The 25,712-nt window shown below is 40.1% G+C and carries 23 protein-coding genes, 1 tRNA gene and 1 pseudogene; 7 read left to right on the top strand and 18 right to left on the bottom strand.

Features of this window, described 5'->3' with window-relative positions; genetic code table 11:
- Window positions 1-53 precede the first annotated feature (53 nt).
- From rimI to guaB, 5 genes are all read right to left on the bottom strand, one after another.
- A complete protein-coding gene (rimI, locus tag I6E72_RS01755; protein ID WP_007581622.1) occupies window positions 54-521 on the bottom strand; it encodes a ribosomal protein S18-alanine N-acetyltransferase in 468 nt (155 codons plus the stop codon).
- The gene (locus tag I6E72_RS01750; RefSeq protein WP_197110872.1) at window positions 508-813 is read right to left on the bottom strand and encodes a hypothetical protein; all 306 of its coding nucleotides are present in this window, start codon (window positions 811-813) and stop codon (window positions 508-510) included. The genes rimI and I6E72_RS01750 overlap by 14 nt, the downstream gene beginning before the upstream one ends.
- A gap of 64 nt (window positions 814-877) precedes the next feature.
- A tRNA-Trp gene (locus I6E72_RS01745) sits at window positions 878-954 on the bottom strand.
- A gap of 155 nt (window positions 955-1,109) precedes the next feature.
- Complete coding sequence (guaA, locus tag I6E72_RS01740) at window positions 1,110-2,687, bottom strand: glutamine-hydrolyzing GMP synthase (RefSeq protein ID WP_024606053.1); 1,578 nt, start codon at window positions 2,685-2,687, stop codon at window positions 1,110-1,112.
- A 102-nt stretch (window positions 2,688-2,789) separates the two neighbouring features.
- A complete protein-coding gene (gene guaB, locus I6E72_RS01735; protein WP_002958783.1) occupies window positions 2,790-4,259 on the bottom strand; it encodes an IMP dehydrogenase in 1,470 nt (489 codons plus the stop codon).
- A 135-nt stretch (window positions 4,260-4,394) separates the two neighbouring features.
- Here guaB and xseA point away from each other — a divergent pair, with 135 nt between their 5' ends.
- Window positions 4,395-5,735 carry an exodeoxyribonuclease VII large subunit gene (gene xseA, locus I6E72_RS01730; RefSeq protein ID WP_024608988.1) on the top strand — a complete coding sequence of 447 codons (1,341 nt, stop codon included), beginning with the start codon at window positions 4,395-4,397 and terminating at the stop codon, window positions 5,733-5,735.
- 12 nt (window positions 5,736-5,747) lie between these two features.
- On the opposite strand, the gene I6E72_RS01725 is transcribed toward xseA, so the two are convergent.
- Entirely contained in the window at window positions 5,748-6,428 is a 681-nt protein-coding gene (locus I6E72_RS01725; protein WP_007581614.1) for a hypothetical protein, read from the bottom strand.
- A gap of 28 nt (window positions 6,429-6,456) precedes the next feature.
- Window positions 6,457-7,275, bottom strand: a complete 819-nt coding sequence (gene cysE, locus I6E72_RS01720) for a serine O-acetyltransferase (RefSeq protein WP_007581613.1) — start codon at window positions 7,273-7,275, stop codon at window positions 6,457-6,459.
- A gap of 618 nt (window positions 7,276-7,893) precedes the next feature.
- Between cysE and I6E72_RS19835 the strand changes: the two genes are divergently transcribed.
- Window positions 7,894-8,019 (top strand): hypothetical protein, encoded by a 126-nt coding sequence (locus tag I6E72_RS19835; RefSeq protein WP_007581611.1) that lies wholly within the window; start codon window positions 7,894-7,896, stop codon window positions 8,017-8,019.
- An 80-nt stretch (window positions 8,020-8,099) separates the two neighbouring features.
- Here I6E72_RS19835 and I6E72_RS01715 read toward each other — a convergent pair whose 3' ends face one another.
- On the bottom strand, window positions 8,100-10,982 hold the full coding sequence (locus tag I6E72_RS01715; RefSeq protein ID WP_197110871.1) for a M16 family metallopeptidase: 2,883 nt from the start codon (window positions 10,980-10,982) through the stop codon (window positions 8,100-8,102).
- 259 nt (window positions 10,983-11,241) lie between these two features.
- Here I6E72_RS01715 and I6E72_RS01710 point away from each other — a divergent pair, with 259 nt between their 5' ends.
- The gene (locus I6E72_RS01710; protein WP_197110870.1) at window positions 11,242-12,198 is read left to right on the top strand and encodes a methylenetetrahydrofolate reductase; all 957 of its coding nucleotides are present in this window, start codon (window positions 11,242-11,244) and stop codon (window positions 12,196-12,198) included.
- 330 nt (window positions 12,199-12,528) lie between these two features.
- Here I6E72_RS01710 and I6E72_RS01705 read toward each other — a convergent pair whose 3' ends face one another.
- From I6E72_RS01705 to I6E72_RS01695, 3 genes are all read right to left on the bottom strand, one after another.
- Entirely contained in the window at window positions 12,529-13,509 is a 981-nt protein-coding gene (locus I6E72_RS01705; protein ID WP_197110869.1) for a sensor domain-containing diguanylate cyclase, read from the bottom strand.
- A 58-nt stretch (window positions 13,510-13,567) separates the two neighbouring features.
- Window positions 13,568-14,815, bottom strand: a complete 1,248-nt coding sequence (locus tag I6E72_RS01700) for a DEAD/DEAH box helicase (RefSeq protein WP_024593280.1) — start codon at window positions 14,813-14,815, stop codon at window positions 13,568-13,570.
- Between the two features lie 177 nt (window positions 14,816-14,992).
- Complete coding sequence (locus tag I6E72_RS01695; RefSeq protein ID WP_101217536.1) at window positions 14,993-15,694, bottom strand: DUF3581 domain-containing protein; 702 nt, start codon at window positions 15,692-15,694, stop codon at window positions 14,993-14,995.
- A gap of 112 nt (window positions 15,695-15,806) precedes the next feature.
- On the opposite strand from I6E72_RS01695, the gene I6E72_RS01690 reads away from it, so the two are divergent.
- Both I6E72_RS01690 and I6E72_RS01685 read left to right on the top strand, forming a co-directional pair.
- On the top strand, window positions 15,807-16,676 hold the full coding sequence (locus tag I6E72_RS01690) for a CPBP family intramembrane glutamic endopeptidase (protein WP_197110868.1): 870 nt from the start codon (window positions 15,807-15,809) through the stop codon (window positions 16,674-16,676).
- 104 nt (window positions 16,677-16,780) lie between these two features.
- Window positions 16,781-17,176, top strand: coding sequence for a hypothetical protein (locus tag I6E72_RS01685; protein ID WP_197110866.1), 396 nt, complete (start codon window positions 16,781-16,783; stop codon window positions 17,174-17,176).
- A 13-nt stretch (window positions 17,177-17,189) separates the two neighbouring features.
- On the opposite strand, the gene I6E72_RS01680 is transcribed toward I6E72_RS01685, so the two are convergent.
- From I6E72_RS01680 to proB, 4 genes are all read right to left on the bottom strand, one after another.
- Entirely contained in the window at window positions 17,190-17,489 is a 300-nt protein-coding gene (locus I6E72_RS01680) for a 2OG-Fe(II) oxygenase (protein WP_197110864.1), read from the bottom strand.
- Between the two features lie 163 nt (window positions 17,490-17,652).
- Window positions 17,653-19,137, bottom strand: coding sequence for a glutamate--tRNA ligase (gene gltX, locus I6E72_RS01675; RefSeq protein WP_197110862.1), 1,485 nt, complete (start codon window positions 19,135-19,137; stop codon window positions 17,653-17,655).
- Window positions 19,138-19,176: 39 nt separating this feature from the next.
- Complete coding sequence (locus I6E72_RS01670; protein WP_007581591.1) at window positions 19,177-19,536, bottom strand: glutaredoxin family protein; 360 nt, start codon at window positions 19,534-19,536, stop codon at window positions 19,177-19,179.
- Window positions 19,537-19,652: 116 nt separating this feature from the next.
- Window positions 19,653-20,756, bottom strand: coding sequence for a glutamate 5-kinase (gene proB / locus I6E72_RS01665; protein ID WP_197110860.1), 1,104 nt, complete (start codon window positions 20,754-20,756; stop codon window positions 19,653-19,655).
- A gap of 119 nt (window positions 20,757-20,875) precedes the next feature.
- Here proB and I6E72_RS01660 point away from each other — a divergent pair, with 119 nt between their 5' ends.
- The gene (locus I6E72_RS01660; protein WP_165734565.1) at window positions 20,876-21,835 is read left to right on the top strand and encodes a DMT family transporter; all 960 of its coding nucleotides are present in this window, start codon (window positions 20,876-20,878) and stop codon (window positions 21,833-21,835) included.
- Here I6E72_RS01660 and I6E72_RS01655 read toward each other — a convergent pair.
- From I6E72_RS01655 to pdsO, 3 genes are read right to left on the bottom strand one after another with little or no spacing between them, the layout of a single operon-like run.
- Window positions 21,730-22,335: a class GN sortase gene (locus tag I6E72_RS01655; RefSeq protein ID WP_197110858.1), complete on the bottom strand. Its 606-nt coding sequence runs from the start codon at window positions 22,333-22,335 to the stop codon at window positions 21,730-21,732. The genes I6E72_RS01660 and I6E72_RS01655 overlap by 106 nt on opposite strands.
- The gene (locus I6E72_RS01650) at window positions 22,332-24,350 is read right to left on the bottom strand and encodes a marine proteobacterial sortase target protein (RefSeq protein WP_197110856.1); all 2,019 of its coding nucleotides are present in this window, start codon (window positions 24,348-24,350) and stop codon (window positions 22,332-22,334) included. Before I6E72_RS01650 ends, I6E72_RS01655 begins: the two co-directional genes overlap by 4 nt.
- Window positions 24,351-24,395: 45 nt before the next feature.
- Window positions 24,396-25,127 carry a sortase-associated OmpA-like protein PdsO gene (pdsO, locus tag I6E72_RS01645; protein ID WP_197110855.1) on the bottom strand — a complete coding sequence of 244 codons (732 nt, stop codon included), beginning with the start codon at window positions 25,125-25,127 and terminating at the stop codon, window positions 24,396-24,398.
- Window positions 25,128-25,331: 204 nt separating this feature from the next.
- On the opposite strand from pdsO, the pseudogene I6E72_RS01640 reads away from it, so the two are divergent.
- Window positions 25,332-25,646, top strand: a pseudogene (locus I6E72_RS01640) (response regulator); the annotation flags it as partial.
- Between the last annotated feature and the right edge of the window lie 66 nt (window positions 25,647-25,712).

Genomic DNA, 25,712 nt, shown 5'->3' with positions numbered 1-25,712 from the left:
CAAATGCAGTACTTTAGCGGCTCTATATTTTAAATGCTAATTACCGACTTTAATTATGAAAAGTTTAAACCTAGCGCCATACCCATTAAAATAGCGTCTTCAAAGCCATTTTTAGCAGGGTTATCGCTTGGGTAGTAGTTTTTACGCACTGACATCTCAGCAAAGCCTGCGCGCTCGTACAGCGCAATAGCACGCGTATTTGATTCGCGTACTTCTAAAAAGAGGTTTTCAGCATTTTGCTGCTCACCATATTCAATAAACTGCGCTAACAACTGCCTTGCAATACCCTTACCCTGGTGACTTGGTGTTACACAAATATCCATAAGTGTAAAATCAGGCCCTGCTTTTTCACCAATATAAAAACCAATCATGCTCGCCTCATCAAATGCGGCAACATTAAAATAGCGCCCACCTATACATGAACCCATTGTATTTAAAGTCCACGGATGGCTATGACACGCTGTTTCGATGGCCATTAATTGAGGTATTGCAGTTTCATCTACTGATTTAAAGTTTATCAAGGTGTTCACTCATTAAAGCCCATAAAGCACGCTTCTCAGAGCCGTTGAGCTGTGGGGTTGGCAATGTAAGCTTATTGTCGTTTAATTGCATCTCACTGCCCTGCACAACGCTATTTATAATAATAGGCTCTGCACTGAGTTTAATGTCTGCAAGTAGTTGCTCATTTAGCGTTAAAGAACTAGCTATCGTGCTTTGCGATAAAGTATTAGCTTGATCATTTATTTTTGGACAATAATGCTGATTGAGTTCAAGATTTTCTATATCAAAAATAGCTGCGTAACGTGGATGCATAACAACTCAGTAGATTAGACATTTGAACAATATAAGAAGTAATAAAAACGATGTAAAGAAGAAATGGCAGGGGCGGAGAGATTCGAACTCCCAACCATCGGTTTTGGAGACCGCTGTTCTACCAATTGGAACTACGCCCCTGCAATGACGACGAATTATAGAGAAGTTTCGCCAAAGGTAAAGAGAAAAATCACTCTTTTAGTTTAACTGCTTTTTAAATAAACAAAACGGCGAATTAGCATGCTAATTCGCCGTTTTTTAATCACTTAAAATTAGTTAATTAAAACTAAAATTAATTATTCCCATTCGATAGTTGCAGGTGGTTTACCTGAAATATCGTAAACAACACGAGAAATACCATCTATTTCATTAATGATACGGTTTGATACCACACCTAAAAACTCATAAGGTAAATGTGACCAGCGCGCTGTCATAAAGTCGATTGTTTCCACACAACGAAGTGATACAACCCAATCGTACTTACGTGCATCGCCCATAACCCCTACCGATTTTACAGGTAAGAATACAGTAAACGCTTGGCTTACTTTATGGTAGAGCTCAGCTTTGTGAAGCTCTTCGATGAAAATCGCATCAGCGCGGCGTAATAAATCACAGTATTCTTTTTTGATTTCACCAAGTACACGCACACCTAAACCTGGTCCAGGGAAAGGGTGACGGTAAAGCATGTCGTACGGTAAACCAAGCTCTAGGCCAATTTTACGTACTTCATCTTTGAATAATTCACGTAATGGCTCAACAAGGCCCATTTTCATGTCATCTGGTAATCCGCCCACATTGTGGTGAGATTTAATAACATGCGCTTTACCAGTTGCAGATGCCGCTGATTCAATTACATCAGGATAAATTGTACCTTGCGCTAACCATTTTGCATTTTTAAGCTTTTTGGCTTGCTCATCAAATACATTAATAAACGTATGACCAATGGCTTTACGTTTATCTTCTGGGTCTGACTTACCCGCTAGATCATTTAAAAACTGCTCTTCAGCTTCAACTTTAACAATATTTAAGCCAAATTTATTACCAAACATGTCCATTACTTGTTGGCCTTCGTTTAAACGAAGTAAACCATTATCAACAAATACACATGTTAGTCTTTCGCCAATTGCACGGTGAATAAGCATAGCCACAACCGATGAATCAACACCACCAGAGAGGCCTAAAATAACTTCGTCATCGCCAACTGTTTCTTTAATACGCTCGATAGCATCATCGATAATTTTTGCAGCAGTCCACAATTTTTCACAGCCACAAATATCAATAGCAAAACGCTCTAATAAGCGCTGACCTTGATGCGTGTGTGTTACTTCTGGGTGAAACTGTACACCGTAAAAACGTTTTTCTTCGTTAGACATTGCAGCATGTGGACAAGTAGATGTTTTAGCTGTTGTTGCAAAACCAGCTGGAATATCCATTACTTTGTCGCCATGGCTCATCCATACGTCGAGTATGCCGTTGCCGCCATCGGTAATGCTGTCTTCAATTGCATCAAATAATGCACAGCTGCCTACTTTTTCTACTTGTGCGTAACCAAACTCTTTTTTATCAGAGCTGTGTACACTTCCGCCAAGTTGAGCTGCCATTGTTTGCATACCGTAGCAAATACCTAGCACAGGCACGCCTGCATTAAATACATACTCAGGAGCGCGCGGGCTGTTTTCAAGTGTTGTTGATTCTGGACCACCAGAAAGAATAATACCTTGTGGGTTGAACTCGCGGATTTGCTCTTCAGTCACATCCCATGCCCAAAGCTCACAGTAAACACCAATTTCACGCACACGACGGGCGATTAATTGAGTGTATTGTGAACCAAAGTCTAAAATGAGAATTCGTGAATCGTGAATATCTTTGCTCATGGAGTATCTCGTAAAGTCTGATGCTAAATGCCGTTTGTTAATGTAAACGACTAAAAAGAGGGCTTGCAAAGCAAGCCCAGTATATTAAATTAATTACGCTGCTTAACCTAAGCGGTAATTTGGTGCTTCTTTAGTGATTTGCACATCATGGACGTGCGACTCACCCATACCTGCTGAAGTAACACGTACAAATTGTGGTTTTGTATTTAGCTCTTCAATTGTTGCACAACCCGTTAAGCCCATAGCGCTTCGTAGGCCGCCCACTTGCTGATGAATAATCGTTGCAATAGGACCTTTGTAAGCTACGCGACCTTCAATACCTTCAGGTACTAACTTGTCTGCTTCGTTTGATTTTTGGAAGTAACGATCTGATGAACCTTCTTTTTGATCCATCGCGCCCAATGAGCCCATACCACGGTAAGATTTGTAATAACGGCCTTGGTATAATTCAACTTCACCTGGTGCTTCTTCAGTACCAGCAAGAAGTGAACCCACCATTACACACGATGCACCAGCAACAAGTGCTTTAACAATATCACCAGAAAAACGAATGCCACCATCAGCAATAACAGGAATGTCGCGACCTTTTAAGCCTTCAACAGCATCTGAAATAGCGGTAATTTGTGGAACGCCACAACCGGTAACAATACGTGTAGTACAGATAGAACCTGGGCCGATACCTACTTTAACTGCATCCGCTCCCGCATCAGCAAGTGCAATCGCACCTTCAGCTGTTGCTATGTTGCCTGCAATAATTTGTAAGTCTGGGTACTCTTTACGCGTTTTAGTAACACGGTCAATAACACCTTGAGAGTGACCATGCGATGTATCGATAAGTAAAACATCAATACCCGCTTCTACTAATGCAGCAATACGCTCATCAGTACCTGCACCAACACTTACAGCAGCACCTACACGTAAACGACCTTGGTCGTCTTTACATGCGTCAGGTTTGTCTTGGGCTTTTTGGTAATCTTTTACTGTGATCATGCCTTTAAGTTTAAATTCATCATCAACAACAAGGATTTTTTCAATGCGGTGTTCGTGCATTAAGCCTAAAATTTCTTCGCGTGCTGCGCCTTCTTTAACGGTAACAAGCTTTTCTTTTTTAGTCATAACGGTAGAAACAGGCTGTTCAAGCTTAGTTTCAAAACGCATATCACGACTAGTAACAATGCCTACAAGCACATTATTGCTATCGGTAACCGGAAAGCCTGAAAAACCTTTTTCGTGCGAAAGCTCAATTGCATCTGCAATTGTTAAATCGGCAGTAACCGTTACAGGGTATGAAACAATACCTGCTTCGTAGGTTTTAACTTTACGTACGTTTTTCGCTTGTTCTTCAATAGTCATGTTTTTATGAATAAAACCAAGACCACCTTCTTGCGCAAGGGCAATAGCTAAACGAGCTTCTGTAACAGTATCCATAGATGCTGAAATAAGCGGCAAGTTAAGTTTGATACCACGCGTTAAGCGAGTTGAAATATTTGCCGTGTGTGGCAAAACAGTAGAATGACCAGGTACTAAAAGTACGTCATCAAAGGTAAGAGCTTCTTTAGCGATTCTAAGCATTTTGGCAACTTCTCACATGTGGATCTAAGATAAGGAATTGCGGCCAAATTTTAACAGCGTTGTTGGCATGAGTAAATAATATTTCGCAAATATTTATGATAAAGTAGTGCAATAAATAGTTTTAGGTTGTTTTTTATGTTTTCGAAGCCTTCGCAGGCGGTTTACACCGTTTCACGCCTTAATAGAGAAATTCGCACAATCCTTGAGCAAGGTTTTGCATCTTTAGTGCTCACGGGCGAAATTTCTAACTTTATTACCCCTGCATCCGGGCATTGGTATTTTTCGTTAAAAGACGATAAAGCACAAATTAAAGCCGCTATGTGGCGCGGAAATAATCGCAACCAAAGCTACCGTCCTGTAAATGGCGCACAAGTTACAGTAAAAGCGCGTGTATCGCTTTATGAACCTCGCGGTGACTACCAGCTTATTGTTGAGCATATGGAACCCGCAGGCGAAGGTCAGCTAAAACAAGAATTTGATGCGCTTAAAATGCGTTTAGCCGCCGAAGGATTATTTAGCTCTGCTCACAAACAGCCATTACCCCAAAATATTAATCGCATTGGTGTTATTACCTCAGCAACCGGCGCTGCTATAAAAGATATTTTAACGGTACTCAAACGCCGTGCACCGCAGCTAGAAGTCATCATTTACCCTGCTATGGTACAAGGCAAAGAAGCGCACGTGCATTTAATTAACCAAATTGAATTAGCTAATGCTCGTGATGAAGTAGACGTACTTATTTTAGGGCGAGGCGGCGGATCACTTGAAGATTTATGGTGTTTTAATCACGAACAGCTCGCCCGCGCTATTTTCAAAAGTGAATTACCGATAGTAAGTGCGGTAGGCCACGAAATAGATACCACTATTAGCGATTACGTTGCTGATGTTCGTGCAGCGACTCCATCAGCCGCAGCTGAGCTTGTAAGCCCAAATACGCAAGAGTTACACAACAAAGTAACGCAATTAGTTAATCGTTTATCTAACGCGTTTAAGCACGGAATTGCCGACAAGCGCGCACTAGCAACGCAGTTACAACACCGCCTTAATTTATGTCATCCGCGTAATCAGCTTAATCAAAAATCACAACGTTTGGATGAGCTAAGCATTGCGCTGCAACAGGCGATGCGTAATCGTTTATACCAACAAGAACGCACACTCAATAACTTAACGCCGCGTTTAATGCGCCAATCACCCGATAAAAAACTCGCTACAGCAAGCCATCAACTTTCGCAATTACAGGCTAGGCTAAACCAAGCTATACAGCATCAGTTACAGCAAGCGAATAATAGCTTAGCACTGCAAGCAAGCAGGTTAGATTCAGTAAGTCCGCTTAATGTTTTAGCGCGCGGTTATAGCATCACTAAAACACAACAAGGCAAAGTGGTTAAATCTGTGGGGCAAATTAAAACAGGCGATGTTTTGATTACAGAGCTCGTTGATGGCTCTATAGAATCACAGGTTATACCTGTTACATAAAGTTGGTATTACTTAAAACTCTGTACTTAGCAACAATTTAAGCTCGCTATCGCTTGATGTGGAGGTAGTGCTTTTAAATTGTTGCCAAAACTCTTGCTTCATCAACTTGTCGTTTAGTTCTCGCCATTGAGAATTATCAAATGTGTCGTTATCAGCGGGTGCGGCTAGTTCAAATTCACATATCGTCGTTTTACATTTTGCACTAACAACATCGGGTATAATCGCTAAATCAGCTGTTAATAAAAAATCTTGTAATGCCATTTCAGTACGATAAGCCCATTCTTCGTCACGCGTTTGCTTTTCAAATTTATCACGTAAGATCTTCTCAAAATCTGAAGGACCTCTCATTTGCTTTAAAATGCTTTTAACTGTCGCTTTCTGCTCAGCGAGTTGCTGCTTAAGCTGAGTTACTTGCTCTTCTAAAGGTAGTTCATCAAGCATTTGGGTTTCTGAATAGGTTGGAGGCGTATCTTCAGCGGGCTCTATACTAGCGACTTGCTCAGGTACTGCAGAGTCTGCATTACTTAATACCTCATTACTTTGTTGTTCAGTATGAAGCTTTTGCTGTTTTTCATAACTTGGCTGCGACTTAACAGATTCTGGATGACTTGAAGCTGCATTAAAGTAGCCCCAAGTTAAACCTACACCCGCAATAAACCCAATCCCTAGAGCCAATAAACTATTCTTGTTCATGTTAATTCCTTTTAAGTTTTATGATTACTTATAGCATTGCACTCGTGTGCGATTCGTTTTCAGGCTCAGGATTTGCTAAAAAGTTTTGGTTCATACTTTGCGCCGGACACTCACAATCCGGTCGACCAATAATTTTAGCGGGTACGCCAACAGCGGTTGTGTGTGGTGGAACATTGCTAAGTACAACTGAGCCCGCACCAATTCGTGCGCCCTCACCTACTTCAATATTACCAAGTACTTTAGCGCCAGCGCCAATTAATACGCCCGCTCTAATTTTAGGATGACGATCACCCTGCTCATTGCCTGTACCGCCAAGCGTTACAGATTGCAAAATTGATACGTTATCTTCAATTACCGCTGTTTCACCAATAACAATACCGGTTGCGTGGTCAAACATAATGCCTTTACCCACTTTACATGCTGGGTGAATATCGACCCCAAACACTTCAGAGTTACGGCTTTGAATAAAGCGCGCTAGCTCTTTGCGGTTTTGTTGCCACAAGCAATTAGCCAAACGGTGCGCCTGAATAGCATGAAAACCTTTTAGATTTAATATAACCGTAAGATAGGTTTCTGATGCAGGGTCGCGGTCTTTTACCGCTTTAATATCCTCAGCAACAAAAGATAGCATACGGTCACATTTTACAAATGCTTGGTCAAACAGCTCTCGGATAGTAAATGCCGATACCACCGCATCAGCCAACTTATTAGCAACAATAAAGCTCAATGCCGAACCTAAACAATCATGATTCAAAATGCATGAATAAACATGACTTGCTAATAATGGTTCACGTGTTACTACATCGTTAGCTTCGTCGCGAAGCTGTTGCCAAATTGCATGACGCATAATACTGCACTGCCTTAAGTTGATATAAAATAGCCTTTTCCCAAGTCTAACGGATTTAAAGCCTAAGGTGTTAATCCCTTAGTTATTTGTTCTGGTTATTAGATATAACTAGGGACGATTAACTCTTTGTTGCCTACACGGATGTAGATAAGAGGCGTGAGCAGGACGCGGAAGCTTTGTTCGGTTTTTACTTATTCTTACAGGGATGTAAGTCAGTAGAATAACGCAGGAGCAGTTATCGAGCCCACTAGGTTACAAACCTCGCGCCGCGATTAAATCGACCCTAGATTGAACAAATTTCAATCCACAGAGTTCAACACGCCCTAGCACCCAGAAATGATATTTCAAATACGTACCCATTTTTTAGATTAAGTTATACGACAGTAGCTAAAATTACCAATACATACTTAAAATATAGTAAATTAATAAAAATCAAAAGCTAGCAACATACGAAAGCTCACCTGTCATATGAAAAAATACGGACTGACGTACAGCTGACGGCGTAAAAAAAACGCTAAATTAATTAGGATTTAAGCTAAGTTTGTTCATTATACCGAGCTAAGCTATATTTAGTTTTATTGATTTTTTACATAAACAAATAGAAATGAGGAATTCAAAATGAGTGATGACTCTGAATTAAAAAATAAAGAAAAGCGTGGAATAAATATATTACTTCTCATTAGTTTAATAATTATGATTATTGGTATTGCCATCAAAATATATGATGCGCGTTTCATTAATTAAAGGACCCTACTACAGAGTCCTTAAAGATATAAAGTGCCCCATAAGTTAGGGCACTTTCCAACCATTAAAAACCACTTAAATTATTGAAATACTTTTTCAACTTTTACCACTTCAATATTTTTTGCAGGAATTGCTAATTTATAATCGGCAATCACTTTATCCTCAGCAACCAACTCAGCAGGTTTATTAGTGTTATAAACCATTGGTGATGTTCGCTCAGACGCTAAACGTTTCTGCATATCAGCGCCGTCTGCGGTTATAAACACATATTGAACATTGTCTGTTTGTAAGTTTACTTTAATAACGCGATTTACATCAGCAAGCGTTAGCGTTTTAAGTTTGTTAGTTACGTAACTTACAAAGCTATCTGTGTTGTAAAATTCGCTATCAAGCGCGTAACCTAATTGGCGGTTTTGACTTGCCACCATTTGCGGCACAAAATTAATTAAAAAGTTACGCGTAGCTTCAAAGTCGTCTTCGCTCATACCATTTTCAATTAGCTTATCTAGCTCAAACAAGGCGGTACGTGTGGCAAAGTGCGCATCGTTATTAGAGCGAAGTGGGCGTAACCACACTTGAAATATTTGCTCAGAGCGCCCTAGGTTTGCATCAGGCTTGGTTTGAAACATACCACGTGGAAAGTATTCAATGTATGCGTAATCGCCATAGTTCATGCCGCGAGTTTCACGAATGCGCTCATATAAAAAGCTGTTAGAACTACGGTGCTCACCAAAGTACGAACGCACAAGCCAAAGGGCTGTCCAGTCTTCGCTACTTCTTATTGTATCAATAGGAAAACCAAACGATACCGCTGTCGATTGCGCCGACTTTTCTACAATAGTTGCATGATGACCTTTAAGCGCTGGTGCATCAGGAATACTTAAACGGCTTTGCTCACCTTTTGGTAGCGTTGCAAAATCGCTCATCATTTTAGCTTTAAGTTTTGCAGGCACAGCCCCAATTAAGCCAACCGTGAGTTTAGATTGCGTAAGCTCGCTGTTATAAAACGCTTTAACATCATCTAACGTCAACGCTTCTAAATCCGAAATATCACCGTAGTTGTAGCTTTCGTAAGGGTGATTTTTGTAAAGCGCACTGTATAGCACTTCTTTGCCTAGCTCTTCATCGTTAGATGCTTTTAAGCCTGACTTAATGCCGTCGATCATTTCTTTTTTAAGGCGTTTAAAGTCGTCATCTCTAAAACCTGGATTTAGTAATTGATCGCTCACAAGTGTATACCACTGCGCCGCATTATCTTTATGAATACGCCCTTGAAACGACAGCATTTCTTTATCTATTTGATAGCCAAAGCTACCCGCAAGCGGATAAAGTGCTTTTTGAATATCTTTATAGCTTGTCGCCTCTGAGCCACCTTGTGCAAGCATAGCCGCAGTTAACGCAGCAACACCTTTTTTACCTTGTGGGTCGGCAGCCGCACCGGTATTGAATAAAAAGTTAACATCAATTAATGGCGAGCTATTCGTTTTATCAAGCACTTTAAATACAGGTGCCGCAGGTGCTTGTTTAAGCTTTGCAGTAAGCGCATTTAAATCAACTTCTTGCTCAAAACTTGGCGCTTTATCAAGTGCCGACATCGTTAATGTGGTACGTGCGTTATCAGTAAAGTATTTATTAGCAACGGCTTTAATATCTGCGCTGGTAATGTTATCTGCCGATTTATACAGCTGGTTTATAACCTCAGGATCGCGCTCAAAATGCATGTAGCTGGCAAGGGTTGATGCAATCGCTTGCGACGAATCTAAGCCATTAATAAAGCTGTATTTAAGGTTCGATTTTAAATCACTCAACTTTTGTTCATCAACAAGCTCAGTGCGTGCTTTTGCATAAGTGCGGTTAATGGCATCGCGCGCAGTGGCTAAATCGTCTGCGTTTTCTACTTTAACAAATACGTGTAATAAACCCGGATCTTTAGTCTCAGGGTTATAGGTAAACATTTGGCTGGCAATTTGTTTGTCGACCACTAGCTCTTGATATAAATCTGAATTACTTGAAAAATAAAGCTGTGAGATTAAATCAAGCGCCGCTCTGTCTTTTTTAGCAGGCTCCCACGCAGCGCCTTTGTAGGATACAAGTAACCAATGCCCTGGTAGCGCTTCATCTTGCTGGTGCAAATATTTTGGTGCTTGTTGAACAGGCTCTGCTTTAATGTCAGCAACATAGTTACCCTTTTTCCAGCTGCCCCAATGCTTTTTAACCATTGCCATTGTTGCTTGTGGCTCTACATCGCCCACAATGACAAGTGACACATACTCTGGCTTATAAAATTTAGCAAAAAATTCTTTACCGTACGCCATTTGGTCAGGCATGGCTTCTATGTCTTTAAAAAAGCCCATAGTGGTGTGTTTATACGTGTGCTTATCAAACGCTTCTTCGCGTACAGCGCTTAATAATTTACGAATTGGGCTCGCGTTGTTTTTTAAGTACTCACCTTTTACCGTTTGTGCTTCTGTTCTAAATTGCTCTTCGGTGTAGGTTAAGTTTTGAAAAATATCAGCTTCAAGCTCAAGTACTTTATCAAGATGCTGCTTTGAAAAGTTTAAATGGTAGTTTGTAAAATCGTTTGTTGTATAAGCGCGGTTATCAACACCTGAATTTTTTAATATGTCTGAATACACATCTTCAGGGTATTTTTGTGAGCCTTTAAACATCATGTGTTCAAAAAAGTGAGCAAAGCCTGTTTTGCCCTCTTCAACTTCGTTACGCGATCCAACCGATACCGGAATTTGCAGCGACACTACATCAGGGTAATCGGTTTTAACAACCATTACACGTAAGCCGTTTTCTAGCTCTTCAATTAAATAATCTTGCGAAAAAACACGATCATCAGCTTTATTTACTTGTTTTTGTTGTGCTGTTGTTTGCGTGCTTTGGTTTTGTTGCATGGCGCAACCCGTTAACGCCAGCGATACCGCTAAGCTGGTTGCTAATAATTTAAATTTCATTGTTGTCCCTTTTTAAATTGAGCAAATTTGTTGTCAGATTTAACACTAACTCACCCTCGATTATGCCCCAAAGCCAATAAATATAAGAGCCCCAAGGGAATTTATTATGTAAACAACTGTGTCAATTATAAATAATGGGAACAAGCACTATGAATAAACATCATGTTAGTTGAAAAACTTTCACTAAATAAATCTATCTAGACGTCTAAATGGCTGCTATATTAAATCCATCAAAACAAACTTAGCTGGAATGAGGATTATGGCTTTATCACTAAAAGAGAAGATAGTGGACACCAACCAAGGTGTTTATCTTATTGGTACTACCCCGCCTAAAATTGGCACCGATAAAGCGCAATTAAAAATCATTGCAGAAAAGCTATTAGGTCGCTTACACGAAATTGAATACGACGGCGTGATAATTTACGACATTCAAGACGAAAGCAGCCGAACTAATCAAGACCGTCCATTTGCGTTTAAACAAACCGTTGATCCGCGTGAATACAGCCATTTACTTCGTAATTTATCTGCACAAGATGTAATTACTTATAAAAGTGTGGCGCAGCGTGGCGTAGGCGAATTTAAAGATTGGCTAAGTGAAACTAAAAACGACTACGATTTACAAAATGTTGTATTAGTAGGTAGCCCGTCATCAATAGGCGATATAAAGCTAAGCCTGCCAGATGCTTATAAAGCAATGGCTGAGCAATCAGATGATTTCTTTTTAGGTGGCGTTACGATTGCCGAGCGCCATTCAAGTAAACGAAATGAGCACGAACGATTAATAGAAAAAACAGCACAAGGTTGTCAGTTTTTTATATCGCAAGCTGTTTACGATGCACAAGCGACTATAGAGCTAATTACTAGCTACGCACGTACATGTAAAGCACAAGGGATTACACCTCAACGTATTATATTAACGTTTACCCCGTGCGGAGGCGAAAAAACCTTAGAGTTTATGCAATGGTTGGGTATCTCAGTGCCAGAGGCAACTAAATGGCGCATGCTTGATGCAAACAATACATTAAGCGAATCAGTCCGTATTTGCCGCGAAAACCTCGACTTAATACTTAAAAGCTGTGCGCATTTAGATGTACCGCTGGGCTTAAATATTGAAAGCTTAACAAACCGTAAAGAAGAAATTGACGCGTCAATTAATTTATACCGTTTATTAAAAGCCATTATGGAATTGAACCTTGCGGAAAAGCTAATAGCTTAAAAGCTAGGTTAGAGCTAATTAACACCCTTCTTGGCAAGCCTCATGGCTTGCTTTTTTATGTCCGTTCTTTGAAAAATTAATTAATAAATACAAGTGAAAATTTGTAGCTTAAGCTATTTATTGAAGGTGTTTTTGGTTATTACTCTCAAGCCTTTTTAAGGCAAACCCCATAGAGGAGCACATAACACCAAAAATTATCCCCTCATTAGATATAAATCTAATGCTAGGGACGTTTCAAATAAGCTTATTATTGCTAAGGAAAAAATAAAACCCATCGCAGAAGAAACCAACCAAGTTTGTGTGGCATGAGTCATGACGAACCTCCTTTTATTATTGTGCTTTTTTAGCGAGCTTATACGCTTGTTTATTTTTATACATTGCGTGGTCTGCATCATTTAATAGCGCTTCAAAGGGCTGCTTTTGTTTATTAGTAAAACTATAACCAATACTAAGCGATAAATCGCAAACGTCTTCTTTGAGTAAAGCTTTTGAATACTCAGTCGAAATTTTATCCATAATGTAGTTAATTTTACTCTTATCGCTTACTTGCATTACTGCAACAAACTCATCGCCACCTAAGCGTCCTACTATATCAGCATCTCTTAAATGCGTTTTTAGCGTATCTGCCAATATAATTAAGGCTTTGTCGCCCACCTCATGACCAAAGGTGTCGTTTAATTTTTTAAAGTCGTTTATATCAATAAACAAACAGCATACGTCAAAGCCTAAACGTAGCGCTAAGTTAAGTTTTTGCTGGGCTAATAAGTTAAGTGCTCGGCGGTTATAAATATTCGTTAATGAGTCTAACATGGCTATTTCGCGCATTTGCTCATAGCTATACACAAGCGCTAGGTCGTCTTCAATCAAATCGCGTAGTTGTTCTATGAGTTCAAAATATTCATCGGTATAGCTTGTTATTTTAGTGTCTTTTAAACATAACGTGCCAAACACTTCGCCTTCAGGCCAATGAATAGGTAAACCTAGGTAGGATTCAACACCGTCTTCAACTACTTCTGGTAGGGTATTCCATGTATCGTTATTACTTGCATCATTAACATATAATGTATTGTTAGTTTCAGCTACGTGGCGACAAAACAGAGGTGTTTGAGGAGGAAGTATAGGATTGGTCTCAAAGTTAGAGCCACCTTCGTTACTTCTAATAACAACGCGATAGCCTTTGCTTGTTGCCTGAACTATATAACCAGACGGGGCTGAAAAAAGCCCCGTTATAAGGTCGATTGTTTTTTGCCATTTATGCAAAGATATTTGGCCATCAATACCAGAAAATGCCCATTGATCAATTTCAAACATTGCTTTACCTCGGCTATTTAGTAGCTCCAGTATAGGCAAAAAAGCAAAGTAAAAGCTATTATTTACGACGTCTGCTTGGCTCTCTTTTACCAGTGATGCGTTTTTTATCGCGATCTTTTCGCGACTTGTTAGTATTTTTACGATTATCTTTTGGCTTTTTATTAGGATCTGGCTCGTAACCTTCTAACCACTGCGGCGTTAAACGCGTATCGAGTAGTACTTCAATTTCTTCTAGCAGCCATTGCTCATCAAGACTTACCAGCGACATAGCAAGTCCTTGTTCACCAGCACGACCTGTACGGCCAATACGGTGCACGTAATCCTCGGCAATGTAAGGTAGTTCAAAGTTAATTACGTATCTAAGTGTAGAAATATCTAAACCACGCGCAGCTACATCGGTTGCAACAAGTACGCGTGTAATACCTTCTTTAAAGTTTTGCAATGCACGGTCGCGTGCGCCTTGCGATTTGTCGCCATGGATTGATTCGGTTTTTAAACCGTCTTTACACATTTCTTTAGCAAGCTGATCAGCCATTTGTTTTGTGCGAGTAAAAATAAGCACTTGGCGCCAGTTTTTCATACCAATCATGTGCGATACAAGTTCGCGCTTACGATCCTCATCTACAGCGTAAATAACTTGCTCTACTTCAACGGCTGCTGAGTTACGTTTATCAACTTCAATTAGCTCTGGGTTTTTAAGTAACTTTTTACTGAGTTCAAACACGCTGTCATCAAACGTAGCTGAAAATAGTAAAGTTTGGCGATCGCCCGGGATATGTCGCAATATACGTCTAATTTCATCAATAAACCCCATATCAAGCATGCGGTCAGCTTCGTCAAACACTAAGGAGTCTACGCTTGAAAGTACCACACTGCCTTTAACTATATGATCAAGCAAACGCCCAGGTGTTGCCACTATAACTTGCGCTGTTTTAAGTGCTTTTATTTGAGGGCCAATACTTGCGCCACCATAGGCTAAAGCGCCATTGATATTAGTGCCTTGTGCGTACTTTTCAAAGCTTGCAAATACTTGCTGAGCAAGCTCACGGGTTGGCGTTAAAATTACAACGCGGGCAAGGCCTTGCTCATCTTTTTTAGGGGTATTTAAAAGCTTATGTAATAAAGGTAAAACAAAGGCGGCGGTTTTACCCGTACCTGTTTGCGCGCTGCCCATTACATCACTTCCGGCTAAAATAGGCGGAATAGTTTTAATCTGAATTGCGGTAGGTTGAGTGTAATTATTTTGCTCAATCGCTGTTAATAATAACGGGTCGAGATTAAGTGATGAGAACGTAGTGGCAGACATAGGCTTAGCTTTAAAATAACAAAGAGCGCTATTGTACGCATATTACTGTACTGCGTAAATTAACCAGTCCAGAAAAGTATTTAATCGTGGTTGCTCACTTTCACTTTAGCGCTAAAAACAATAAAAAAGGCGCTAAATAACAGCTGTATTTAGCGCCTTTTATAATTTGCTGTAGCTTTAAGCTGGCTTTAGTGTCGCTTTACGCTCGTTGTAAAACGCTATTAAATCGTCAACTGTTGCTTGGCAGTATTCGCGTATACCCGAAACTACCATATGCTTTTCACCACTACCTACTTTAACGCCGTTTTCTAACAGGTTAAAACGTAGTGTAATTTTTCCGCGCTTACCGGCATACTCAAAACTAGGCTCTGCAAACTCAAGTTCTGGTTCTGTAATATCAAGATTATCAAGGTTGATAAGCATTGATTCGTAAATAATCATTGGGCGAGCAGGGTTAATCATTACCTCTTGCTTACCCATTAATGGAATAATTACATGCGGGAAAGTAGTACCAGAAAACTCAACATAATTTTTTATTAGGCTATTAGTCAGTGCTGGGCATTGGCTGGTTTTACCTTTGCGCTTTACCTTTAAAATAACTTTTTCGCCATTGGTTACATCAAACTCATCAGCCCCTTCAGGGAAGTTAAGTTTGGTGTTTTCATCAACCATACCGGCAAAAGTAAATTCCATTTGTTCACTAATACCGTAGCGGTCTAGTACCAATGAAAAAAGTAAGTCTCCTGGCGCGCAAAACTTTTTGGCATCTTTGTCGTGAAGTGGATTGTAATCGTCAGCAACGCATTTAGCGAATCGACAACCTTGCTCACGAGAGATAGAAACATAATCAGCATGCTGCTGAAAAAAAGGACTTAACATAGTTTGTTCACTGCTTAAACTGCTTATAACCTATCTATATTACCAGAAAAAAAATACTGAGAGGTCGAATCTGTTAGATTAGTTGCTAAATAAAACAGAGCAATAAAAAACAATGACCTTTTATTTATTAGCGCTATCAATTATATGTGTTTTTCCGTATTGCAAAATATCAATAATGCGACAACCCCTTTGGCACTACTTACTAGCTTTAAGTGTTGTAAGTGCATATTTTCAAGGTTATATAAATTTATATGCTCTGCTGAGCACTGGGCTTTACGTTGTTTTATACTACTGTGTGCTAAATACAAAGCAGGCAATAATACGCGCTACTTTAAGTACTGTGTTTATAGTTTCCTCATTAGCATTAGCACTTCATTGGGTGCCTGGTTTTAATAACCTCCCTATTGTTATAAACGAGCGTATTACAAGCGATGCGATTGCATTTACTCTTTATGCTAATTTTGATAAAGCTATGGCGGGTTTATTTCTTTGTGCTTACTTTTATTCGAATAAAAAAGCTTTAAAAGCAGACTCTAATAAAGCGGGCCCATTAAACGTTAAACAAGCCAGTTTAATAATTATTGCTACTGTTTTAGCTGCGCTCACTGCGGCTTTAATGCTTGGACTTGCAAGCTTTAACCCTAAGGTTCCTGGCTTTTGGTTAGCCTTTATGGCTATTAATCTTTTATTTACCTGTGTTGCCGAGGAAGCTTTATTTCGAGGTTTACTACAAACTAAGCTTAGCAAAATAATTACACCGACCCGTTTAGCAATACTTGCCCCTGTAATTACTGCAGGTATTTTTGCTTTGGCACATTTTGCTGGAGGAATTAACTATGTATTGGTTTCATTTATTGCAGGCTTGGGGTATGGCTATGTTTTTTATAAAACGCAGCGCTTAGAGTGGGCTATTTTATGCCATTGGTTGGTTAATGTTTGCCACTTCTTTTTGTTTACTTACCCGATGCTCAATAAAATCTAAATACATTTACAAATGCTAACAATTTACTTAGTAGTAAACATTGCCCGCATTTGATTTTGTTAGTAATTTACTATTTCAAATAATAAATTAAGGGACTAATAAATATGCTACGTTTTATAACGGCAATAACAGTGCTCGCCACAATAACGGGTTGTTCAAGCATGACTTATCATACAGATATAGACAACGGCGTTTTATCTCAAGAAATTGGCACCTACATTAATAAAAGAGATTTACAGCAATTTTATAGCGATCAAGAAGCACACGAAAGTGGCGCAACACTTTTAGGCCGAATAGAAGCTGAAAGCTGTGATGGCGATGGACTGGGCAGCAATAATGTAAGCTACAATCGCTCTAAATCAAATGCTATCGATTTACTTAAAGCGGATGCCATGCGCAAAGGCGGAAATGCTTTTACTATTAATTCTTGTAGCGAAACGTCTGTATCGTATTGCGACCTATCTGTTTTATGCACCGGACAGGCCTACGACTATCAATAAGTAAAAGTGCAAATTATATATTAAGCGCAAAGCTAAGTAGTACGCGCTTTCCAGACTCGATTTTAGATACGCTGTGTTCGTACTTATCGGGTCTAAACAAATACACGCGATTAAATAAATTTATAATGCATTTTGAGCATTTAAATACCCCACCTGTTTTAGGTTTTTCTAATACAAAGTTGAGCTTGTAATAGCGCCCTTGCTGCACAGGGTCAATATGGTTCATTACGCTGTGATTAGTTGGGTAAGTAACAAGGTTTATCGAAAATGTATTACTGCTAAAAATAGCTTTGTTTTTAACGGTTGCAATCATACTGCCTCCTATGAGTTTACATGCCTTATTGTATCATTGGGTTGAGTACTAATACTTTAGTTAAACAATATCAAAATGCCATGTCATATAGCTAAACAACCTGACACAAAAAAGCCGAACTTATTTTACTAAGCTCGGCTTTTAAAAATGCATTATTTAGCAATTATGCACTTGGGTATTCGCGGTACGCACGCTCTATATTTTTAGCCTGCTTTTTAGAAATACCTAAATGAGCAAGTGCAACACGTAAACGAGCACGTGATAAGTCAGACCCCAATATTTCCATTGCATCAAGCACTGACGTACTTGACGTTTTGCCAGTAATTGCGACAAATATTGGCTCTAAAAAGTCTTTAATCTTAAGCTCGTGGAATGTTGCAACTTCTTTTGCAATTGCAAAAATAGCGGGCTTTTCAAAGCTACGTAAACCTTCAAGCTGCCATACAAAAAATTGTAGCGCTTGGCGAATCACGTTTTCGTCTGCTTTGCCGGCTGTTAATAGCGCATGATCGTAAGTTGGAATACCACCTACAAAGTGCCCTGCAAGCTCAACCATATCCGACAGCGTATTAATACGTGTTTTAACTTCTGGTAATATTTTAGCTAACATTTCGCCATTAAACTTCCAATCAACAAAGCGCTGAATTAACTGCTCGTCGGTTAGATTTTCGCGGATCCACATGCCGTTTAACCAGCTTAATTTATCTACGTCGAATACTGGACCACCAAGCGATACGCGCTTCATGTCGAAGTTTTCAATCATCTCGTTTAACGTGAACTTTTCACGCTCATCAGGCATTGACCAACCCATACGGCCTAAGTAGTTAAGCACGGCTTCTGGCAGGTAGCCCATTTCTTTATAGTAATTAATAGACGTTGGGTTTTTACGCTTAGACAGCTTTGATTTATCTGGGTTACGTAGTAATGGTAAGTGACCAAGTACCGGCGCTTCCCAACCAAAATCTTCATAAAGCTTTAATAGCTTAGGCGCTGAGTTAATCCACTCTTCACCACGGAAAATATGACTAATTTCCATATGGTGGTCGTCAACTACGTTCGCTAAAAAGTACGTTGGAAAGCCATCCGCTTTTAAAAGCACTTGCATGTCTACGTTTTCCCACGGGATCTCAATTTCATCACGTAGGTAGTCGTTAAACTTAAATGTGCCTTCGCTTGGGATTTTCATACGTATAACGTAAGGTTTACCTTCAGCTAAGTTTGCTTTAATTTCTTCATCTGTATGGTTTAAACCACGACCGTCATATTTAGGGCGTAGGCCTTCTGCCATTTGCTCTTCACGCATTTGATCAAGCTCTTCGCTTGTTGCAAAGCAGTAAAACGCTTTACCATCATCAACTAACTGATGCGCGTATTTTTTATATAAATCGCTACGCTCAGATTGACGGTAAGGACCAAATTCGCCACCCACATCAGGACCATGATCCCACTCAAGCCCTAACCAACGTAGGCTATCCATAATCGCAAGTTCAGACTCTGGCGTGCTACGTACTTGGTCTGTATCTTCAATGCGAAGTACAAATTCACCGCCTTGTTGTTTAGCAAAACAGTAGTTAAATAAGGCGATATAAGCGGTGCCAAGATGCGGGTCACCAGTTGGCGACGGGGCAACACGGGTGCGAATTGTCATGGTATATTCTCTTTAAATAAGTGAGATAATAAAAGTGGTTTATGCAGCTACTTTGTTTAAGTAAGCAATAATATCGTTTGATTCGTACAGCCATTGTACTTGGCCGTTTTGCTCTATACGCAGGCAAGGCACTTTAACTTTGCCGCCTTGTTCTAGTAGCTCTTGACGATATTGCTCATTGTCTTTTGCATCACGCGTTTCTATGTTTAAGCCTTCGCGTTTAATGGCGCGACGTACTTTTACACAAAACGGGCATGCTTTAAATTGATACAGTTTAAATTGTGAGGTTTGCTGATCAAGCTGTGCTTGCTCGTCGCTTGCACGCTTTTTACTGCGAGGAGTAAATACAAAATTAAAGAATAAGATTATACAACCTAAAAACCAACGAACTAATTTCATGTTCTGTGCTCTGCTTACAACAATTTAAGGAGCCAGATTTTAGCACAAATTTACAATCAAAAAAGTGTAATACTGCGAGAATTACACTCAAGTAATTTAATTTACTAAAAGTGCTTCTATAGCAAGACCATATCATCCCTATGAAGTACTTCTGCGCCACTATCGTAATCGAGTAACTGGCCTATTTGACTAGAATGCGCACCCTTTATTTTATTTACCTCGGTGCTACTAAAGCGCGTTAAGCCCCGTGCAATTACTTGATTTTTATTATCTATTAAATCAATTAAATCACCGCGTTCAAAACGTCCAAATGCATTAGTAACGCCTTTAGCAAGTAAGCTTGCGCCTTTATTTTGAAGGGCGCCAATAGCACCTGCATCTATAACAATTTGGCCGGTACTTTTAGGCCCAGCTAGTAACCATTTTTTACGGCCATCTTTTGGAGCGGTGAGTTTTAAAAAACGCGTGCCTGGTAACTCGTCACTCATGCATTTTAAAATAACGTTTTTACCTGCGCCTTTAGCAATAATAACTTCAACACCTGCGCGCCTTGCAATGTCGGCGGCTTGCAGTTTAGTCGCCATACCGCCGGTGCCTAAATTTGTACCACTGCCACCAGCAAGTTGTCGCAGTTCATCGTTTATATGTGTTACTTCACCAATGAGGGTGGCATCGGCGTTTGTGCGCGGATCGCTGGTAAATAGCCCTTCTTGATCGGTAAGTAGCAGTAACTTATTAGCATTAGCCAAAATAGCGACAAGTGCCGATAAATTATCGTTGTCGCCTACTTTTATTTCGCTGGTAGCGACTGCGTCATTTTCGTTAATGATGGGTACAACGTCGTAATTTAATAACGCATTGAGTGTATCGCGGGCATTAAGGTAGCGCTCTCTGTCGTCTACATCAGCGCGAGTAAGCAGCATTTGTCCTACATTTATCCCATATAAACCAAACAAGCTCTGCCAAATATGAATAAGTTGACCTTGTCCAATTGCAGCAAGCATTTGTTTATCAATTAAGCTTCTGCCACAGGGTTTTAATAGTTGTTCGCGCCCAGCAGCTACCGCGCCGCTCGATACTAAAACAACCTGGTGACCTTGTTTTTTAAGCTCGCAACATTGGCGTACTAATTCAACCATGTGTGCTTTATCTAGTTTATCGGTGCCGCCAGTAAGTACGCTTGTACCAAGCTTTACAACTATTACCTGTTCCCTTTGCATGTGCTTTTTACTAATCATTAATTAAAGATGAATTAATTTATACCAGCTCGGTATTTTTGAACAAGTTAAAAATATTCATGCTAGGATCTGATTTTATTAAATTATATAAATTACTCTCTATGCCTGCCAGTTTGTGTTTAATTATTGCCACCTTTTTATGGGGCAGCTCTTTTATAGCGCTTAAATATGCCATTGCCATTTACGACCCTGCCTTGGTAATATTTTTACGCATGCTCACCACGTTAGTTTTGTCGCTTTGTTTATGGCGCTACGTTATTCGGTTTGAGTATTTAAAAGGTGACTGGAAGTATTTAGTGGGTATGTCGCTTGCTGAGCCTTGCTTGTACTTTTTATTTGAAGGCCATGCAATGGAATATACATCAGCCTCGCAGGCGGGTGTTATTGTGTCGTGCTTGCCTATAATTATTGCGCTGCTTGCCTTTTTATTACTTAAAGAATACATAAGCAAAGCCATTGTTGTTGGCTTTACGCTATGTATTGGCGGCAGTATTTTACTTACGCTTCTTTCACCAAGTACCGACCAAGCACCTAATCCGTTACTAGGTAACTTTTTAGAGCTTATGGCTATGGTGTGCGCTGCATTTTATACCGTAAGTATTAAACATTTAGCTAATCGCTACTCGCCCCTGACTTTAATTGCACTTCAAGGTATTAGCGGCAGCTTGTTTTTTGCACCGTTTTTGTTTTTTATCGACCTACCAAGCGAAAACCAACACGACTTAACCGCGCTTATGAGTATTTTATACTTAGGTTCGTGTGTAACTCTTGGCGGGTATGGCATGTACAACTATGCAATTAGTAAAGTATCGGTATTAACCGCTGCTGCGTACTCTAATTTAATTCCTATTTTTACACTTATTTTGTCAGCTATTATTTTGGGCGAAGTGCTCAACGTTTGGCAATGGCTGAGCATATTTGTGGTATTTATTGGTGTAATGGTAAGCCAGCGCCATCAAGAACTTGTGGTTGATATACCGCTTAGTGAATCGGGCGAAGACATTTGCGCAGATACAAGCAATCTTAAATCAGTACCCGAGGCAAGCGAATCAAAAGGGTAACAGGTAAGCAAATACAGCCCAGGTGTTTGTAAAAATGTATTTTGGGATTGATGAATAACCTCAATCCCCGTTACTTTATAATTTTGTATCACCCCACTTTGCAGTTGCAAAGTAAACGCCTCCCCCACTTTGGCGTGTTGTAAAAATGCAAAATGGGTGTCGTTATGCCCTGCTATTAGCGCGCCTTTTTCGTTTCCAAATTCTTTTCCGCCAAGCTCCCCTGCGGGTAAAAATTGGCTCGGCGCAAATGCTAAATTACGACCACTCGCTCCAGCCAATACACTTAATGTTTTATTATGACTTGGCCAATCAAGCTTTGCAGTAACGTAGCTGTCGGCGTAATACCACGGCCTTACTTTAATCCCGGGTAATTTAAGCGCCTCTTGCCATGCTTGTTCAATTAATACTTGAGCAAGCCACGCTTTTGCCTGCATATAAGCGCCGTGCCCAAATAATCCAAGCCCAGCTATTAGTAAGCCCACGCTTAGCCACCTTTTCATTTACGTGCCCTGCTTAATTTAAATGATCGGTTTATTTTAAGAGCACCATAGCCGAGTAATAAAATACAGCCTAGCAATATATGTAATCTGCTTTGCCCATCGGTTTGTGGTAAACGCATTGCCATACCTTGTGGTACTGCATTACTAGCTTGCGCCGTTTGCTCTGCCGCTTCTTTTATTTGAGTTTGTTCAATTGCTATAAAAGCAGTAAACGGGCTAAGTAATTGATGAGTAAGTGCAAGCTCTTGTACTTCATCTTTAACTGTATTTTGCTCGTTGTATAAAAGTAATGACTTAATTTTTTGGCGCGCCCACAGTTTTGCTATACCTTGAGCGCTTGAGCTATTTTGTGTACTTAATTTAATACTTAAAGGCCCTTGTGCTGTTTGCCCAGCAAGTACCACACTTTTAGCATTATTAAGTTTTATAGCGACCATGATAGGCTCGCCAAAATATAAATCAGGTAGTGGTGACGGCCAAAAATCTAAGTTGTTACCGCTTTCATCGCTTAGCGCCAAATTAGTAATCGCAGGATGTGCAAGCTTATCAAACAACTGCTGCATTTTAGGTTGCACCTCGCTTGTGCTGCCTATAAACGTAAATGAGCCCTTACCGACATCTGCCGCTCGGCGCATAAAAAAGCTGTTAGGTGCGCTGCCAATACCCACTGTAAATAAGCGGCTATCACCTAATTTATTTTGAATATTTTTAAACAATACATCCTCATTACTAACGCTACCATCAGTTAAAAATACAACTTGGCGTACAAAACCATCAAACTCGCTGCCATCAAGTACGGCATTAAGCGCACCTTGTATTTCTGTGCCGCCGTCGGCTTCTAGGCTATAAATAAATCGCTCTGCACGGCGTAAATTAAAGTCACTGGCTATAAGTGGTTTATCGCTCATTGGAGTCACTATGTTGTCAAAACCAATTATGTTAAAACTGTCGTCGCTATCAAGTAATGACAGCGCATAAAACAAGGCTTTTTTAGCTTGCTCCATAGATTGCCCGTGCATAGAGCCTGACGTATCAACTACAAATACCATTTCGCGAGGTAAGCGCTGAGTTTGTGTAAAGTTATCCCCCGGTGGCATTAGCATAGCAAGCCCGTATCGGTCACCATTTTCAAACTGCTGAGTAAAAAATGCGGCTTGAGCTTGCTCTTTTTGCAGCGGTTTAAACTCAAGTACAAAGTCGCGATTAACTGCATTTGTCTCATTTAACGCTATTTTATATTGTCCAAACGCGGTGTTTTGTACATCAACATTATGAAATTTAGAATTGATATCAACCAGCTCTAAGCCTACGTCTATATCAATGTTTAAGCTAAATTGGCTGCTTGGTACGTTATCATTTTGAGTACTGCTTTTAATACTGTAAACAGGGCTTAACCATCCCGTTGGGAGCGGATTAACATGCGCTTGATTTTGAGTATTAACTTCACCACTAATCGCGTGATAACGCGGTGTAATAGTAGTAGGAAATCTAATAGCAAATGTGCCGCTGCTGTAGTCAATTATTTCTTGATACTCAAGCTCAATTACTACTTGCTCACCAGGACCAATATTTGCCACACTCGTAATAAACATATTGGCGCGTTGCTGGCGTACAAGGGCCGCTTGCTTGCCTGCTTTTTTAGCCTCCTCGTATTTTTTTTCGGCCTCTACCTTTTTATCAATTTGGCCTTTAATAACTCGCTCACCTATACGCATTGTCATGGCGTGCACAGCGCTTTCATCTGGCAATGGAAAAACGTAGCGCGCGTTAACTGCAAACGGGTTTTCGTTTTGATAGGTTTGCGTAACTACAACATGATTAATTAGGCCAGTTAAGGTCATATTGGCGTCGCTTTTTAATATTATTGCTGGGCCTGCTGGCGCACCATTGCTATCAAAAAGCTCTAACTTGGGTGATTGCGCATGGCTTTTAAAGCTAGCTAACAGCACAATCGCTATGAATATAAAAATGCTTACTTTAGTAAGCATTTTGGTTGGTTTACTCAATTTAAACATAAATCACTCCATCGAACGCTTAGCTTTACTTAGATTCAGTTAGTTTTAGTTACTCGCCGTTTGGCCATTTACACTATTCATTGAGCGAGTGGTAAGCGTTACGCGTCTATCAAAAAAGTTATCTTCCACCGTGTTGCTATTAGCCAATGTTTGCTGCTCGCCAAATGCCTGCGTGCTTAAGCGTTTATGGCTCACGCCGTGTTTTATTAAGTAGCTTTGCACGGCATTTACACGCGCTTTAGAAAGTAAAAGATTAGTTTGCTCATCGCCGCGCTGATCGGCAAAGCCACTTAAATCAAGCGCGAGTTGTGGTTGGTTGTTTAACAAGGTAACCAGTTGGTCTAACTGCAGTGCAAAATGCGGGGCAATAACACTTGAACCTGTTTTAAATTGCACCGTCATCGCCAATAAGTTATTAATTTGAACTTGAGTTAACTGCTCATTTTGATTGGCAAGCACTTCTAGCTGTTGCTCTAACATATTATTGTGGTTAAGCACGTGTTGGTAATCGCTGGTTTTTTCTTTCATAACCGTAATTGCACGCTCTTGCTCTGCAATTTTGTTATCAGCTACTTTTGAATCACCTATTAAACCACCGGCAAATGCCCCAATAAACGCACCTATTGGCCCGCCTACTACGCCGCCAATAATAGCGCCTGCACCTAGCCCAATAGCCGTTTCTTTATGGGCTTCTTTTGATGGCGTGTTAGATGTTGAGGCAATTGCTGGAGTACAAAAACTAGCAATCAGTGTTAACGCAATTAATGTCTTCTTCATGATTTGATCCTTAAACTTACTTTTTAATTTGTGATGTTTTGTTTTGATGGGTGTATTAAAACAAGTTCAAGTGGCAATAAAGGGGAGCAAAAATGGCAAACTGCTGAGCAATTGTGGCAAAAAAATGGCAATTGCCTTTTTAACCTTACTTAGGTTAAGAACTTCGATATAGTGCACAGCAGAGGCAATAGGATAATGATTAGAATGAAAAAAATAGCCATCATTGAAGATGAACCCGCAATCCGCGAAAACTACATAGAAATGCTGAGCTTACAGGGCTACCAAGTGAGTGGCTTTGCCGATCGCGCCAGCGCTGAAGCTGCATTTAAAAATGCCCTGCCCGATTTAGCCATTGTTGATATTGGCCTAGGCCATGAAATAGATGGTGGTTTTTTACTGTGCCAAACATTGCGATCGCTTTCTAAAACACTGCCTATTATTTTTTTAACCGCCCGCGATAGCGAAATAGATACCGTATGCGGCCTGCGCATGGGCGCCGACGACTACCTAACAAGTGACTATGGTGTCAATTCCTAATTTCAAACCATTTTAGGATCCCACATGACACCATCCCTCACCATAGAA

This window comes from Pseudoalteromonas sp. NSLLW24 (assembly GCF_015864725.1).
In the GTDB taxonomy this organism is placed as follows: domain Bacteria; phylum Pseudomonadota; class Gammaproteobacteria; order Enterobacterales; family Alteromonadaceae; genus Pseudoalteromonas; species Pseudoalteromonas arctica.
This window is presented reverse-complemented; position numbering and strand designations above follow the sequence as displayed.